The sequence below is a fragment of the Haladaptatus sp. SPP-AMP-3 genome (genome assembly GCF_049568665.1).
GTDB classification, from domain to species: Archaea; Halobacteriota; Halobacteria; order Halobacteriales; family Haladaptataceae; genus Haladaptatus; species Haladaptatus paucihalophilus.
The window spans coordinates 2,448,889-2,464,156 of record NZ_CP145897.1 but is presented as its reverse complement, the minus strand read 5'-3'; the positions used below and the strand labels follow the sequence as shown (position 1 = coordinate 2,464,156).

Annotated in this window: 19 protein-coding genes; 14 read left to right on the top strand and 5 right to left on the bottom strand. The window is 63.8% G+C overall.

What is annotated here, in order from left to right; genetic code table 11:
- Window positions 1–126 precede the first annotated feature (126 nt).
- On the top strand, window positions 127–852 hold the full coding sequence (locus tag V5735_RS13465; RefSeq protein WP_423743985.1) for a sugar phosphate isomerase/epimerase family protein: 726 nt from the start codon (window positions 127–129) through the stop codon (window positions 850–852).
- Between the two features lie 184 nt (window positions 853–1,036).
- The gene (dnaG, locus tag V5735_RS13460; protein ID WP_423743984.1) at window positions 1,037–2,452 is read left to right on the top strand and encodes a DNA primase DnaG; all 1,416 of its coding nucleotides are present in this window, start codon (window positions 1,037–1,039) and stop codon (window positions 2,450–2,452) included.
- Window positions 2,453–2,455: 3 nt separating this feature from the next.
- Here the strand turns inward: dnaG and V5735_RS13455 are convergent, their stop codons facing one another.
- Window positions 2,456–2,872 carry a GNAT family N-acetyltransferase gene (locus V5735_RS13455; RefSeq protein WP_423743983.1) on the bottom strand — a complete coding sequence of 139 codons (417 nt, stop codon included), beginning with the start codon at window positions 2,870–2,872 and terminating at the stop codon, window positions 2,456–2,458.
- Window positions 2,869–4,185: a DUF92 domain-containing protein gene (locus tag V5735_RS13450; protein WP_423743982.1), complete on the bottom strand. Its 1,317-nt coding sequence runs from the start codon at window positions 4,183–4,185 to the stop codon at window positions 2,869–2,871. Before V5735_RS13450 ends, V5735_RS13455 begins: the two co-directional genes overlap by 4 nt.
- A gap of 87 nt (window positions 4,186–4,272) precedes the next feature.
- On the opposite strand from V5735_RS13450, the gene V5735_RS13445 reads away from it, so the two are divergent.
- The 3 genes from V5735_RS13445 (at window position 4,273) to V5735_RS13435 (ending at window position 7,128) form a co-directional block, all read left to right on the top strand.
- On the top strand, window positions 4,273–4,881 hold the full coding sequence (locus tag V5735_RS13445; RefSeq protein ID WP_007976785.1) for an undecaprenyl diphosphate synthase family protein: 609 nt from the start codon (window positions 4,273–4,275) through the stop codon (window positions 4,879–4,881).
- A 78-nt stretch (window positions 4,882–4,959) separates the two neighbouring features.
- On the top strand, window positions 4,960–5,532 hold the full coding sequence (locus V5735_RS13440) for a hypothetical protein (RefSeq protein ID WP_423743981.1): 573 nt from the start codon (window positions 4,960–4,962) through the stop codon (window positions 5,530–5,532).
- A gap of 222 nt (window positions 5,533–5,754) precedes the next feature.
- Complete coding sequence (locus V5735_RS13435; RefSeq protein WP_423743980.1) at window positions 5,755–7,128, top strand: hypothetical protein; 1,374 nt, start codon at window positions 5,755–5,757, stop codon at window positions 7,126–7,128.
- Window positions 7,129–7,137: 9 nt separating this feature from the next.
- On the opposite strand, the gene uppS is transcribed toward V5735_RS13435, so the two are convergent.
- The gene (uppS, locus tag V5735_RS13430) at window positions 7,138–8,061 is read right to left on the bottom strand and encodes a polyprenyl diphosphate synthase (protein ID WP_423743979.1); all 924 of its coding nucleotides are present in this window, start codon (window positions 8,059–8,061) and stop codon (window positions 7,138–7,140) included.
- Window positions 8,062–8,187: 126 nt separating this feature from the next.
- Here uppS and V5735_RS13425 point away from each other — a divergent pair, with 126 nt between their 5' ends.
- The 7 genes from V5735_RS13425 (at window position 8,188) to V5735_RS13395 (ending at window position 12,277) form a co-directional block, all read left to right on the top strand.
- Window positions 8,188–8,382 (top strand): cold-shock protein, encoded by a 195-nt coding sequence (locus V5735_RS13425; RefSeq protein WP_007976778.1) that lies wholly within the window; start codon window positions 8,188–8,190, stop codon window positions 8,380–8,382.
- Between the two features lie 115 nt (window positions 8,383–8,497).
- Entirely contained in the window at window positions 8,498–8,899 is a 402-nt protein-coding gene (locus V5735_RS13420; RefSeq protein WP_423743978.1) for a DUF5778 family protein, read from the top strand.
- Window positions 8,900–9,034: 135 nt separating this feature from the next.
- Entirely contained in the window at window positions 9,035–10,333 is a 1,299-nt protein-coding gene (gene hemA / locus V5735_RS13415; protein ID WP_423743977.1) for a glutamyl-tRNA reductase, read from the top strand.
- Window positions 10,334–10,665: 332 nt separating this feature from the next.
- Window positions 10,666–10,941 carry a 4a-hydroxytetrahydrobiopterin dehydratase gene (locus V5735_RS13410; protein ID WP_423743976.1) on the top strand — a complete coding sequence of 92 codons (276 nt, stop codon included), beginning with the start codon at window positions 10,666–10,668 and terminating at the stop codon, window positions 10,939–10,941.
- Entirely contained in the window at window positions 10,941–11,312 is a 372-nt protein-coding gene (lwrS, locus tag V5735_RS13405) for an LWR-salt protein (RefSeq protein WP_423743975.1), read from the top strand. The genes V5735_RS13410 and lwrS overlap by 1 nt, the downstream gene beginning before the upstream one ends.
- A gap of 38 nt (window positions 11,313–11,350) precedes the next feature.
- Window positions 11,351–11,824: a pyruvoyl-dependent arginine decarboxylase gene (locus tag V5735_RS13400; RefSeq protein ID WP_423743974.1), complete on the top strand. Its 474-nt coding sequence runs from the start codon at window positions 11,351–11,353 to the stop codon at window positions 11,822–11,824.
- A gap of 57 nt (window positions 11,825–11,881) precedes the next feature.
- Window positions 11,882–12,277 carry a DUF5811 family protein gene (locus tag V5735_RS13395; RefSeq protein WP_007976763.1) on the top strand — a complete coding sequence of 132 codons (396 nt, stop codon included), beginning with the start codon at window positions 11,882–11,884 and terminating at the stop codon, window positions 12,275–12,277.
- On the opposite strand, the gene V5735_RS13390 is transcribed toward V5735_RS13395, so the two are convergent.
- A complete protein-coding gene (locus V5735_RS13390; RefSeq protein ID WP_423743973.1) occupies window positions 12,258–12,494 on the bottom strand; it encodes a hypothetical protein in 237 nt (78 codons plus the stop codon). The genes V5735_RS13395 and V5735_RS13390 overlap by 20 nt on opposite strands.
- A gap of 77 nt (window positions 12,495–12,571) precedes the next feature.
- The gene (infB, locus tag V5735_RS13385; RefSeq protein WP_423743972.1) at window positions 12,572–14,377 is read right to left on the bottom strand and encodes a translation initiation factor IF-2; all 1,806 of its coding nucleotides are present in this window, start codon (window positions 14,375–14,377) and stop codon (window positions 12,572–12,574) included.
- Between the two features lie 161 nt (window positions 14,378–14,538).
- Here infB and V5735_RS13380 point away from each other — a divergent pair, with 161 nt between their 5' ends.
- Both V5735_RS13380 and V5735_RS13375 read left to right on the top strand, forming a co-directional pair.
- The gene (locus V5735_RS13380; protein ID WP_007976757.1) at window positions 14,539–14,784 is read left to right on the top strand and encodes a PRC-barrel domain-containing protein; all 246 of its coding nucleotides are present in this window, start codon (window positions 14,539–14,541) and stop codon (window positions 14,782–14,784) included.
- Window positions 14,785–15,243, top strand: a complete 459-nt coding sequence (locus V5735_RS13375) for an NOB1 family endonuclease (RefSeq protein WP_007976755.1) — start codon at window positions 14,785–14,787, stop codon at window positions 15,241–15,243.
- The last annotated feature ends 25 nt before the right edge of the window (window positions 15,244–15,268 follow it).

Here is a 15,268-nt window from a genome sequence, read left to right as displayed (position 1 = left end):
TTCCTCTTCGAAACGCGGGTTCGTACCCGTCCCGTTGATGCGGTTTCGACGGAATGAAATCGAGACGGGGAACGAGCGTTGCAGGGAGAACAACCACTAAAGCCGTCGGGGTAGCACGTAGGACCCATGACGCGAACCGCGATTCAACTGTATACGCTCCGCGAACTGAACGAACCGCTCCCAGATCTGCTCGCGCGGGTCGGCGAGGCTGGCTTCGACGGCGTGGAGTTCGCGGGCTTGGGCGACGCGGACCCGGCGGCCGTCGCCGACGCGCTGGACGATGCAGGATTGGAGGCCGCCGCGGCCCACGTCCCCATCGGCGAGTTGGAGGACGACCCCGGACGGGTCGCACGCGAGTACCATCGACTCGGCTGCGAGTGGGTAGTCGTTCCCTACCTCGACGCCGAGCACTTCGAGAGTCGGGAGGCGGCGACGCAAACTGCCCGCCGACTGGACGAACTCGCGGCGCGGGTGGAGGGCCACAGCACCTCGCTCGGCTACCACAACCACGACCACGAGTTCGCGTCGGTGGACGGCGAAACCGGCTTCGAGGTCTTCCTCTCGGAGTCGGAGGTCGAAATCGAACTCGACATCGGATGGGCCGTCGCGGCGGGGGCGGACCCGCGTTCGCTCCTCCGGTCTCTGGGCGACCGCGTTCCGCTCGTCCACATGAAGGACACGCACGCCGGGGAACCGGTCGAACTCGGAGACGGCGACGTGGACCTGACCGCGTGTGTGGATACGGCGAAGGAAATCGGGGCCGATTGGCTCGTCTACGAACACGATAACCCGACCGACCCGCTCGCGTCACTCGACCACGGTGCGAAACGCCTTCGGGAGTTGAACGGGTAACGAACCCCCCATCGGTCAAATTTAAACCGGCGATGAATTTAGTCGAAATAATGCGGTAAAATCGCCGGACGGAACCCCCGTGACGACAGGTATTTGGGCGTCGGAGCGCCACAATGAGACGTATCCATGGCAACGCTCATGGACGCATCACAATCACGCCCTCCCCGAGGGCAGTTCATCACTCATGGACGATACAGCGAAATACCTCATTCACGCAGACATTACCGCCGACGGGGTGGTAGAACGCAGTGACGTCGTCGGTGCCATCTTCGGCCAGACCGAAGGTCTGCTCGGCGACGACCTCGATTTACGCGACCTCCAACAGTCATCCAAAGTCGGCCGCATCGACGTTCACATCGAAAGCGAACACGGACAGTCGTTCGGCACCATCACCATCGCCAGCAGCCTCGATAAAGTGGAGACGGCGATTCTGGCGGCCTCGCTCGAAACCATCGAACGCGTCGGTCCCTGTCGCGCCAGCGTCAGCATCGCCAGCATCGAAGACGTCCGGGCCGCGAAACGCCGCGAAGTGGTCGACCGCGCCAAGGACCTGCTCTCCTCCTCGTTCGACGACAGCGTGATGACCAGCCAGGAGATTCTGGACGAAGTTCGCCAGAGCATCCGCGTCGAGGACATCACCGAATACGAGGGCTTCCCGGCGGGACCGAACGTGACCGACAGCGACGCCATCATCGTCGTGGAAGGCCGATCCGACGTCCTGACCCTGCTCCGATACGGCATCAAGAACGCCATCGCGGTAGAGGGGACGAACGTTCCCGACACCGTCGCGGACCTCACGCAGGAGCGGACGACCACGGCGTTCCTCGACGCCGACCGGGGAGGGGACCTGATTCTGAAGGAACTCGACCAGGTGGGCGACATCGATTACGTCGCCGTCGCTCCGCGGGGGACGTCCGTCGAGGACCTCTCGCGCGACGAAGTGATGGCGTCCCTCCGACAGAAGCGGCGGTTCGAACGGTTCGAATCCGACGGGACCGTGATGGCCGCGACCGACGGCAGCACGCTCCCCGCACCCGAAACCGAGAGCGAAACGGTGCCCCACCCGATCAAACCGTCGGGCGAGGCGAACCGCGAGGAACCCGAACGCGAGAGCGACGCCGACGAGAGCGGAAGCGTCGGGGAGGCCGACGCGCCGGAAGAGGCCGACTCGGCCGATAAAACCGACGCTTCGACCACCGACCCGGAGTCTGTGTCCGACTCCGAATCGTCGGACGCCGAGGAGCACGCGGAGGAACGCGATGCGTCCGAAGCCGTTGCCGAACCGCGCGCCGAACGCGAACCGATGACGGTTCGCGGGCACGCGAAAGCGGTCATCGACGGCAAAACGGACACCGTGCGACTGCTGGACGACGATTTCGGCGTCCTCGCGGACGCACCGGCGGACGAAGCGTTTGCGACCATCGAAGACTCGGAGACCGTCCCGCACGCCGTCGTCATCGACGGTCGCCTGAGCCAGCGAATCCTCGACGTGTCCGCCCAGCGCGGCGTCGAGCAGATTATCGCCCGAGAGGAGGGCGAATTCGTCAAAAAGCCGACGACCGTCCGCATCATCACCGCGGACGACCTCCTGAGCGAATAATCCTCACAACCGCTTTTCGAACAGTAATCCGTCGCCGCCGTCGGCGTAGTAGTCCGGTTCCCGTCCGCGGCGTTCGAATCCCAGCGACTCGTAGAGCGACCGTGCGGCGTCGTTTTCCTCGTGCACCGTCAACGAAACGCGGTCGCAGCCCCGGTCCCGAGCCATATCGACCGTCGCGCCGAGGAGTCGCGTCGCCCGCCCCTCTCCGCGGTGTGCGGGTTCAACGATGAGTTCGGCGACGTAGGCGTCGTCCGCGACCATGGTGAGAACGTAGCCGACCGGCACGCCGTCGGCCGTCGAGACGAGGACCGACCCGACCCCGGAAATCGCCGTTTCGAGGAGTCCCGGCGTCGGTTCGGGGAGCCACGTCCGAATCCGTTGCAGGCGCGGACGGTCGTCCGCCGTCGCGGGTCGAATCACGCCGCCAGACCCACCAGCAACGCGAGTCCGGCACCGAGGAGCGCCCCCGAGAGGGTCGCGAGGAAGTTGACGCTCTGGTTGCCGACACCCTCACCTTCGACCGTCGCGCCGAGGAGGCTATCGACCGTCATGCCGCCGATACCGGCCAGCGCGATGACGGCACCGCCGAGCGGGCCGATAGAACCGAACAGTGCGACGGCGATGAGCGCGACGATTGTCGCGCCGGACGCCCCGGCCACCTCGCCTTGCCACGTCACGCCGCCGTCGGTTCCGGGTTCGACCGGTTGCCACGTCGTGATGAGTCGCGGATTGTCGAAGACGCCGCCGATTTCGCTCGACAGGGTGTCGCTCATGGCGGCCGCGATGCTCCCCGCGAAGGCGAAGAGGAAGACGGCTTCCGAGACGGGGAGCCGGTCGCTGGCGGCGAACGCGAGGACGGCGACCAGCGCAACGGCAGCGTTCCCGAGGACGTTTCCGCCGCCCCGCGCGCCCTCGTTGGCTTCCGCGACGCCGTTCTCCCGCTTCTGTTCGTATCTGAACTTCGTTGACAGTCCGCCCAGCGCGAAAAAGGAGATGAGGACGGCGAACCACGGGTAGCCGCCGAGGACGATGGTGAGCAACGCGAGGAGGATGCCAGTGAGCATGCCGGTTACGGACGCCGTATCGAGCGCCCACGAGACGTAGCCGAAGCCGACAGTGATGGCGATTGCGAGCACGATGTCGAGTTCCGTCACGGTCATCGTGAGGTCGGTAAAGAGCCACAGCAGGAGCGCGACGGAGAACATCACCAACGGGTCGTCGCGCTCGAAGAGGACCGACCGGAGTAGCCCGGCCAACAGCGCGCCGCTCGCGGCGAGGAAGACGATTTCGGGAATCGCCGGTTCGACGGGACTGCCTTGGACGCTTCGGACGAATACCTGTGCGACGACGGCCGCGAGGAACCCGCCGACCGTGAACCCGGCCGTCGCGGTGATGGTCGCGTTGCTCCGGATTCTGACGAGCTGTTCCGTCAGATTTCCGTAGGCGAGCAGGCAGACGGCGGCGGCGAAGACGCTCGTCGGTAAATCGACGAGCATGACGAGCATGGCGAGTCCGGCGGTCGCAAAGGAGAACGCGGCGAGTCCGCGCAATCGTCCTTCACTGCGGTCGCTCGGCCGTGCGAAGAGGTCGAACAACGGGCCGTCGTCGATGACGAGCGCGACCGCACCCACCGCGGCGAACAGCGCCGCCACACCCGCAACCAGCACCGATGCGGCGAGGGATAGCGTGGCGATAGCCGCGAAGGCCGTCGCCCGCCGAATGCTCGAAGTCACGAGTTTCGTTTTCGCGGACGGGCACTTAATCTTCCCGAACGGCGCAGGGCGTGACGTTTAAGCGTCGATAGTGGCAACCTAGCCGCAGTGGGACTTTACGACCAGTACCTCACGGCCCGCGTGCGACGACACGATGCCGACCCGCCGAGCCACGTCGCCGTCGTCATCACGGAACGCGACCTGCTGGAACAGGGCGCGTACGAGACGCTCGAATCGTTCTTCCAGTGGGCGTTCGACTACGGGGCAGAACGCATCACGGTCTACGTGAGCGTGCTGGATTCGGGCGCGGTGCCGACCCTCGAACGCGAACTGGAGAACGTCCGCGCGCCCCGATCCATCGCCGTTCGCGGACCCGACGACCTCACCCCCGCTGACGCGCCGATTCAGATAAGTATCGGACTCGGCGGCAAACACGAGTTCGCCGAGGCGGTCCGCGCGGTCGCGGAGGACGTGGAGGCTGGGACGGTTTCCGCCGCCGACATCGACGAGTCGGAAATCGAGTCCCGGCTGGTCTTCCCGACCGACCCCGACCTCGTCATCAAAACCGGCGCGGAGCGCCTCTCTGACTTCATGATCTGGCAGTCGGTGTACTCCGAACTGTACTTCACCGATGTGAACTGGCGCGATTTCCGCAAACGGGACTATCTGCGCGCGATTTTCGATTACAAGAATCGACAGCGGCGGTTCGGACGGTAGCGAACGAGAGGGTGGTCGAGTACTCACCATTTTGACTGATATCCGAACGTATTTGTGAATCTATCCAACAGAACGTGTGTGGATAGAACACGACTCGGACGGCTCCTCTCGGCGGCACTGGTTCCGCTTGGCGTCGTTCTACTGGCCCTCAGCGCGATTATCGACGATATCGTCGGTACAGCCCTCGGTGCGGGAACCGTCCTTCTCGGGGCCGCGTTCTTCGTGGCCGTGGATCGGTTTTCGGACGTGGAGTTCGACCTGACCGAAACGCCCTCGGTCGTAGCGAACGTCGTGCAGTTGGGTGGCGTGCTCATCGTCTTCGCCCTCCTCGCATACCTGCTGAGCGACGTGGAAAGCGTGACACGTGTGTTCGACGCCGGACTCCCGTCGCCGACGTACCCCGCATACGCGGGAATCGCGATGGGTGTGCTCCTCGGCGGCGTCGTTCCCTTCCTCACACAGCAGTTAGAGGATAGACGGACACGACTGAGCGACTCGGTTCGCGTCAGGACGGTCGGGTTCTCGTTCACCTTCGGAACGTACGCGATTCTACTGCTCTATCAGCCGTCGTCGAGCGCGCTGTACGCGACCGCGTACCTTTGCAGTCGAATCTGTGTTCTCGTCGGCGTATACGCTTCTTCGCGGCTCTAACGGCTATGTACGACGGACGGGGGAGCGCGTCCGACCGTTTCGACCGTCGGTGCGACTTCGAATCACGAGAATCGACAGCGGCGGTTCGGACGGTAGGGTCGCTCAGCCGACGGGGCACCTCAGATTTTGGCGTTACAGGGTCCGCTTATATTCCCGACAGCTTCGTCCACATCCGTTACGTCCCCAATTCTCAAATGGAATCCGACGGTCAAACCGACTGGGATGGGGACGCCGAGCGACGGGACGAGGAGACGAGCGTATCTCCGAGCGACCGGTGTCGCGCTTTCGACGGCGGTCGCGGGCTGTGGCGGACGGTCTCCCCCGGGTAAGGAGTCCGTCGTGGGTCCGTACCGCGACCGATTCGGGGCGATCATCGACGTCGGTGAACTGGGTGCGGACGGGACGGGAACCGAGCCGGTCGATGACGTCTTGAACCGGTCGATGCGCGACGGCGCGCTGTTCTACTTTCCGCCCGGAACGTATCGACTCACGGAGCTCGACCTCTCCGGCCGCTCGAACTGTGGGTTCGTCGGCAACGACGCCACGCTGCTCGTTCCACCGGAAGAGCGGGGCAACTGGATCTACGGCGAGCGGGTTCGGAACCTCCTGTTCGACGGGTTCACGTTCGACTACGCGGACTCCGCGGCGGCACCAGTCGTCGCGTTCTCCGTCGCGGGGAAGCGAAACGTCCTCCGGGACCTCGCGTTCGAGGGACACCACGGGACGACCCCGCGGAGCGGTCTCGAACTCGAAGTTCCGAAGCGCGCCGCGTCGCTGCTCGTCGAGCGCGTCCGCATGCGTGGCGGGTCGAAAAAAGGGAACGCCATCTTCACTCACAGCGGCGACGGGTCGCTTCAGTTCGTCGATTGTCGGGTCGAACACTGGGCGGAAGGACTGTACGCGTCACCGCACTCCGGCCCGCTCCTCGTGCGAGGCGGAACGTACGCGAACAACGGCATCGACCAGATACGCATCGGCGGCGGGACGAGCGGCGCGCGGGTCGAAGGAGCAACCGTCCGTATCGACGACCCGCGGAACCCGGAGGTGAAGCCGAACATGCGGGGGATCTGGTTGGAAGAGGGGACGAACGCGAAGGTGGACAACTGTACCGTCGAGATTACTGACCTGACGGGCACGTACAGCTCCGGGGGAATCGTCGTCGAAAAGCAGTTCGGGACCGCCCGAATCACGAACACCGCGATTCAGACCAACCACAGCGTTCCGGCCATTCACGTCCGGACGCCGACAACAGAATACGACCCGACCACGATGCCGAGCATGGACCACCTTCCGGCGAACCACGAAGTCACCTGTGAGAACGTCTCGATTTACGGTGCCGCCCCGAAGGGAACCGCCATCCTCCTCGCGGGGCGGGACGGGTGCCGATTGTCGGACGTCACCGTTCAACACCATTTCGGCAGTCGAGACGGCATCACCATCGAGAGCGGCCGACGGACGGAGATTCACGACGCGCATCTCCGGGTGAGCGGCACCCCAATCGTCGCGTCGAGTACGAAGCCGCTAACGAAGAACGTCGAGACGGGCGGAATCGGTTCGCTGAGACGGTTGGGCGACTCGCTGTTGGACTCGGTGTAGAAAGCAGTCTTATTTCGTCGTTTGGCGTTCGTCGCCGCCCTCTACCTCCTCGACCGTCGCACTGTCGGGGACGTACTCGGCGAACTTGTGCAAGACGGAGCGTGCTTCGTCCAACTCCACGCCGCCGACGGCACGGACGAGCGCCAGCGCGCGCTGGACTTTCGCCTGCCTGAACGATTGTGCGCGCGACTCGTAGGTTCGGACCGCCCGGAGGAAGTCGATTTTGGAGAACTCGGGCCAGTAGGGCGTACAGAAGAACACGGCGGCCTCGTTGCCGTTCGCGTGCCACGGCAGGAAGTTGCTGGTCCGCTCGTCGCCGCCGGTTCGGATGATGAGGTCCACGTCCCGAACCGGGCGGGCGTAGAGCCGCGACTCGATGGTTTCGACGGAGACCTCTTCCGGGTCCAAGTCGTTCGATTCGACTTCGCGGGCGACGTCGCGGGCCGCGCGGAGGAGTTCGTTTCTGCCGCCGTAAGCGAGCGCGATATTGAGGACGAAGTTGTCGTAGTCGCCGGTTTGCCGCTCGGCGTAGTCGATGGCCTCCCTGACGCGGGGAGGAAGCTGCTGGACGTCGCCGATAGCGCGGATGCAGACGCCGCTGTCGTGGACGCGCTCGGCGTCGGCGAACTCGTACAGTTTGTCCTCGAGTAGGTTGAACAAGGACTCATTCTCCTGTTCGGGGCGATCGAAGTTCTCGGTGGAGAAAGTGTACAGCGTCAGTTCTTCGACGCCGATTTCGTCGCACCAGTCGAGGACGCGCTCGGTCGTCTTCGCCCCCTCGCGATGTCCCTCCGAGGCTTCCCCGCCCTGTTTGCTGGCGTAGCGTCGGTTGCCGTCCTGAATGACCGCGACGTGCGCGGGTGCGCCCGAGACGCTTCGCCGTAACTGCCGCTCGTAGGCCGTTTCCAGCTGTCGCCGAACCCACCTCAACATCGTCTTGTTCCCTTCCACTCACCCGACGAGTATCAGCCTTGTCCTCCGAGAATCATGGTGTGTGCTCACAATGATCATTGGGAGTTGCATAGCTTTTTAAGTATGGGATTACTTTGGTAGAACGCAATGGCGAAAGGTACGGTTGACTTCTTCAACGACACCGGCGGCTACGGCTTTATCGACACTGAGGACTCTGACGAAGACGTGTTCTTCCACATGGAAGACGTCGGTGGCCCGGACCTCGAGGAAGGGCAGGAAGTCGAATTCGACATCGAACAGGCAGACAAAGGACCGCGGGCGACCAACGTCCAGCGCCTGTAAACGGTATCAGTAGAAACTGATTCTCGCGGGAGTTCACGCTGCCGCGCGAAAACAACGATTTTTGAGCAGCGGCGGTAACCGTAGGTCGTATAACGGCTGCCACGTATCCGTGAGTATGGACAGCGTTATCGACGACGACCTCTACGAGCGCACGAAGCGACTGCTCGAACCCGGAGAGATAGAACTCAACGGGGCCATCGTCCACACCTACCTCGGGAGCGACGAGGACATCGAGATGCACCAAGCGTCGGTGGACGTCGGCGACATCATCGCGGAACAAGCGGGCCACGACCCGCGCGACACCTACGTCTACTCCGGAACCGACGACACCGACTTCTCGTCGAACCAGCACCAAGGACTGACGCTCGACGACGAGGAGTTCGTCTGGGAGTGCCAGCAGTTGCTCCGCGACGGAACGTTCGACATCGTGTTCTACTACGAAGCCAGCGCCGACCAGGACGCGATACTGGAGGGCATCCGCGACCTCGGCTTCGAGGTAACGGGCGTCGAGGGGTAAAGAGCGGGGCGAGTGAGGAGTGAAGAGCGAGACGAGTTAGAAGGCTTTACGTACGCGCCTTCCTAACCACGTGATAAGAACGTCCGGAGTGTTTCGTATGAACTGTATGTTTTCTATTCACCGGAGGCAAAACCTGTGACGCCGAGCACTGGTGTTATTTCGGGCATCCGCGTCTCCCACGACCGGGCCAGTTTGGACGACGTGGCGGCGGCCTGTCACACCGACCAGCAGAACACCGTCGCGCGACTCGCCGAGGAGCCGGAGGTTTCCGAGGCATTCGTCCTACAGACGTGCAACCGCTTCGAGGCCTACGTCGTCACGGACGCACCGGCGACGGGACGGACGGTGCTCGCCGATTTCGTCCCCGACGTGACTGGCTCGGCGGTCATCGAGATGAGCCACGAGGAGAGCCTCCGGCACCTCCTCCGCGTCGCCGCGGGACTGGAATCGCTCGTCCTCGGCGAGGACCAGATAATCGGACAGGTGCGCGACGCCTACACCTCGGCGCGCGCAATCGGCGCGGTCGGCCCGATGTTGGAGGAGGCGCTGACGAAGGCGATTCACGTCGGCGAGCGCGCGCGCACCGAGACGGCCATCAACGAGGGCGTCGTCTCGGTCGGCAGCGCCGCCGTGACGCTCGTGAGCGACCACTCGGAGTTGGCGGGCGCGACCGCGCTCGTCATCGGTGCCGGGGAGATGGGAACCATCGCGGCCCACGCGTTCGCCGAGGCCGGAGTCGAGACGCTCATCGTCGCCAACCGCTCCATCGAGCGCGCGGAGGAGGTCGCCGAGGCAGTGTACCTGCCCGACACCCGCGCCGTCGGATTGGACGCGCTCCCGGCCAGTCTGCCGCGCGCGGATGTCGTCATCACCGCGACCGGACGCGACGGACACGTCCTCGATGCGGATCTGCTCGACGACTGCGGCGAGACGCTGGTCGTGGACATCGCCCAACCGCGCGACGTGTCCCCCGCCGTCTCCGCGCTCGACGACATCATCGTTCACGACATGCAGGCGCTCGAATCGGTGACGGACGAAACCCGCGAGCGACGACGCGCCGCCGCACAAGCGGTCGAGGCGATGGTGGACCGCGAGTTCGAGAACTTGCTCGAACAGTACAAGCGAAAGCGGGCCGACGAAGTGATCGCCGAGATGTACGCGGGAGCGGAGCAGGTCAAGGAGCGCGAACTGCAAACGGCGCTCTCGCGCCTCGAATCGGAGAACTTTGACGAGGAGCAGCGGGCCATCGTCGAGTCGCTGGCCGACGCGCTGGTCTCGCAACTCCTCGCACCGCCGACCAAGAGCCTCCGCGACGCCGCCGCGAACGACGACTGGACGACGATCAACACCGCGCTCCAACTGTTCGACCCCGAGTTCCGCGACGACCCACCCGCGTTCGTGGCCGAACACCTCGAATCGACCGCGGACGACTGACGATTGCAACGCGCATTTTCACGACCGCTTAGCGCTCGACAGAGAGATTTCTCCGGGGCGGCAGACGACACGACCGCTAAGAGCGGCCAGTGACACAACCGTCAGTCGCTAGTAACCCAACCGGAAAATCGGAGATTTTCCGGGCCAAGGAACCCCCGACGGAGCGACTGAAAGGAGCGACGGAAGTGGGGTGACGCCGTGCTTTTGGTCCAGCTTTTGTCAGGGAGGTAGGCCGAGATCCGCGCCAAACGGCGCGGATCTCGGCTCCCGACCGCAGCAAAAGGTGGGTGCTGGCGAATGCCTTTATTTACATTCCCGCCGTCCGGGAGCCTATGGCGAGTTTGCTCTCGGACGAGGAGATAGAACAGCAGAAGCCGGACGACTGGGAACGCGACGGCGACGAAATCGTTCGAACCTACGAGTTCGACGACTACCTGAAGGGGGTCGCGTTCGCCTCCGAGGTCGGCGAAGTCGCCGAGGAGGAGTTCCACCACCCCGAAATCATCATCGGATACGAGGAAGTCGAAGTTCGGTTGACGAGTCACGAGGAGGGCGGCATCACGGATACCGACGTGGAGATGGCCGAGCGCTTCGACGACGTGCGCTGATGGACGCCCGCTACGTCTTCGCGGTTCGGTTCCGACTCGACCCCGACGCGTCGGGCGTGACGCTCGAACCGCGGGAGTTCGAGACGCGCCTCTACCGGCGCGCCGACCCGCCCGGGGAGGAGGGCTGGCAGTTCTTCCGGGACAACCTCTGGCGCGGCGATATCGGCGACGAGCGCTACTTCCGGAAGTTGACGAGCGAGGCGCTCGGAGTCCCCGTAACGAGCGTCGAGTACCGCGCGTTCGAGACGGACGAGGAGTACTACGACGCGCTGAAGGCGGAAATCGACGGTGATTTGGCCGCGTTCAAGGCGGATTCGGTGTCGGAGGTCGTCTCGAAATACCTCGGGAGTTCGGTCGAGGTCCAACGGTAATCGACAGACCCTTTCGCGCGACGACCCGACCATCGAACATGAGCACGATTCGGGTCGTCTGGGGAACCGCGAGCGGGCCGACGAAGATGTCGTCCTACGACGCCGCGCTGGCGGACGCGAACGTCCACAACTACAACCTCGTCTCCGTCTCGTCGGTCATCCCCGCCGACACGCCGGTCGAGACGGTCGGCACCGCGCCCGACCTCGGCTCGGCCGGAAATCGCTTGACCGTGGTGGAAGCGCGGGCGACGCGCGCCGGACCGGGGCACGTCTCCGCCGGGTTGGGATGGAGCGAGAGCGACGGCGCGGGACTGTTCTACGAGGCGTCGGGCGAAACCGACGCGGCGGAAATCGAAGCACGCGTTCGGGCCGGACTGGCGGCAGGTCGGAAGCTACGCGACTGGGACTTCTTCGGCGAGGGGACGAAAATCGTCACCGCGGACGCCGAGTCCGGGACGTACGTCACCGCCCTCGTCCTCGCGGTGTACGGCGAGAGCGAGCCGATTTGTTAGTTTCCGGGGACGACGGGTTTATACCGTGCTCGCCCTTATCGAAGGGTAGCAGACCGCATGAATGGAAATACTCCCTACGCTGGCATTCCCGACGTGACGCAGGCCGGACAGCGCGCGTCCGTCGACGTCGACGAACTTACCCCCGAGCAGCGGCGCCATCTCCGGGATAGCGTCGCCGATATTGCGACGTTGACTCGCAAATACCTCCCCGAGGAGTACGTCATCGGTTCGCAGGTGACGAACAGTCTCACCGGTCCGCAGGCGTCCGTCTCGGTGCAACCCCCCGTCGGTCACATCGTCAGCGCCGGGTTCGAACCGGAGAAACACGAACTCGACGACGACGAACTCATCGACGCCGAGGAGCGCGACGAGGTTGCCCGCGGCCTCGCCGCCAGTGCCGCCCTCCAAGTCAAACAGGCGGTCGAGAACAAAATTACGCCGACCGCCCGCTAGGCGGCCGGTTGGACGGCGGTCGAACGAACATCGCGTCGGCGAGGACGGCCACCGACACGATGCCGGAGACGGTGATGCCGACGTGAAGCGGAATCGAGAACACCGCTACCGCAACTAGCCCCGCGAGTAAGACGAGCGGAACGGCGAACAGAACGAAGTCGTAGTACGAAACCGGGACGCGAGCGATACGGCTACCGAGTCGGTTTCTCACACGCACGATTGATACCTCCAACGGATACTATTACCGCGAAAAACTAAAACGTAACTCCCTCGCCCCGTGGTGACTGTGCGGGATTACTTGCCCCAGAACGGGTCGCGTTTGCGCTGTTTGTCGAGATACATCCGGAGCGCTTCGAGTTCGTCGCCGGGGATGTCCTCGGAGAGCTCCTGTTCAAGAATCTTGGCGTGTTTCTCGGGGAGTTCGATCCACAGCTCGTCGCCCTCGTCAATTTGCCTGCCGACCGTCGGCCCGTCGATGGCGACGCTGACGCGGCTTCCCGCGCGGGCTTCGTCCACGTCGTCGCCCTGTTCTTGAATTCCCTTGAGGGTACCGACGCGTTTCGGTTCGTTCGCCTCGAACTTGGCGACGAAGGAGTTGTTCCGTACCGTTCCCGACATTATCTCGACGCCGACGACGGCGGGGTCGTTCTGTCGGAACACGTGGTCTTCGAGGATGCGGAAACGGGCCGGACGGGTGATGTTGTCGAGGACGGTCTGCTGTTGGGCACGCTCCATCTCGTCCACGTACTCCTCGTACTCCTCAATGAGCTGGTAGATGACGTCGCTGTCGAACAGTCGGATATCGCGCTGTTCCGCTTCGTCCGCGGCGTCGGCGAGCACGTCCACGTTGAACGCCAGAATGGTCCGGTGTTTCGGCTCCTCCGCGGTCGTCGCAAAGCGGATGTCGCGCGGGGCGACGTCGCCGACCTCCGCGCGCATGACCGGGATTTCCTCCTCTTCGAGCGTGCTCACGATGGCTTCGAGGCTTCCAAGGGTGTCGGCTTTCACGACGATGCCTTCTTCCTGCGTGCTGACCTCGACTTCCGCGAGTTCGGCTTGGACTTCCTCGATGACGTCCTCGATCTCGCGGTCGCGGACGACGCGGACGGGCGCACCCGCCATCGCCTCGTCCAGATTCGGCGCCGCGATTTTTACACCTGCCGCCGCCGCGATTGAATCGACCTTCTCGAACCGGTCTTCGGTTCGGATTTCGGCGAGGGGTCGCGGTTTCAGCAGGGCGCGAACGTCCGTCACGATGGGTTCGTTCATCCCGCCGACGACGACGGTTTCGTCCGCACGGACGGTGCCGTCGTACAGCACCACGTCGAGGGTCGTCCCGAAGCCCTTCTCCTCTTTTACTTCGAGGACGGTTCCGGCACCCGGTCCGGTCACGTCGATTTCCATGTCCTCGCGCATGTAGCGCTGGGCCAGCCCCATCAACACCGTCAGCACGTCGGGGACGCCCTCGCCCGTCTCGGCGCTGACGGGGACGACGCCGATGTTGTTCTGGAAGTTCTGCACACGCCAGTAGAGGTCCGCCGAGAAGCCCGCGTCGCTGAGTTCGCCGATGAGTTCGTACAGGCTGCTGTCGAGCGTCGAGCGCGCGCGGTCGCTCTGGGCCTCGTACGTCTTCTGGACCGGGGCGTCCATTTCGGGGTTCCATCCCGGCGTCGTGTCTATCTTGTTCGCGGCGACGATGAACGGCGTCTGTGACTGTTTGAGGATGTTGATGGCCTCCACCGTCTGTGGCTGGAAGCCGTCGTTGACGTCCACCACGAGGATGGCGATGTCCGCCAGCGCGCCACCACGCGACCGAAGGGTCGTAAACGAATGGTGACCCGGTGTGTCGATGAAGAGCAGCCCTGGCAGGTCGAAGTCGTCCGGGTTGACCAGTTTCCCGGCGACCTTCGACACCACGTCGAGTGGGACGGCTGTCGCGCCGATGTGTTGTGTAATCGCTCCCGCCTCGCCCTCGATGACCGTCGAGCCTCGGATCTTGTCGAGCAGGCTGGTCTTGCCGTGGTCGACGTGACCGAGGACTGCGACGATGGGAGTCCTGAGGGACCGAGTTTCCGTTTCGTGTGTATCTGTGTCCGACATACCTACCACCCGGGAGAAGTTCTTATCACAGAACAGCCCCGCACGGCATTTAACTCCATCGCCACGCTCGTCCGGCCGTCCACCGATTCGCCTCGAATTCATTCGAAGCGGGCGGCTACTCCCCGTGGAGTTTATGTAGTAGCGGTCGGTAATCACCTCGTATGCCGAGCATACTCGCGGAAAACCTCTCGGGAAAGGCCGTCATGGGTTCGGACGGTACGGAACTGGGAATGCTCTACAACATCACCATGAACCTGAAGACGGGGGGGCTGTCCAGCCTCGTCGTCGAACCCGACGAACAGCTCGATACCGACACCGTCGACCTCGAAACGAACGAGGACGGTCATTTCGAACTACCCGTAAACCGAGTGCAAGCGGTTAAAGACTACATCGTCGTTCAGCGGTAAATGTACGTTTTAGACTCCTCAGCCTTCATCAACGAGTATCACACCACCCAACAGACAGCGTCGATTCCGATGGTTCAGGAGGAACTCGAAGGCGAACACGCCTTCCGGTTCGACGCCATGGAGGGTTCGGGAATGCACATTCACATCCCACGAGACGATGCCGTCGAGAAGGTACGCCGGGCGGCGGACCACACGGGCGACTTGGACGTGCTCTCGGACACCGACATCCGACTCGTCGCGTCCGCGTTCGAACTGGATGGGACCCTCGTCACCGACGACTACGCGATGCAGAACGTCGCCGACCGTCTGGACGTTTCCGTCGAAGTCATCGCACAGGACGGTATCGAGGAACAGCGCGACTGGTCGTTCCAGTGCTCGGGATGCGGCCGGGAGTTCGACGAGAAGAAAGACCGGTGCCCGATTTGTGGCAGCCCGCTCTCACGAAAGAACCCCAATTGACCGAGCGGAGACCACGAGTAACCGG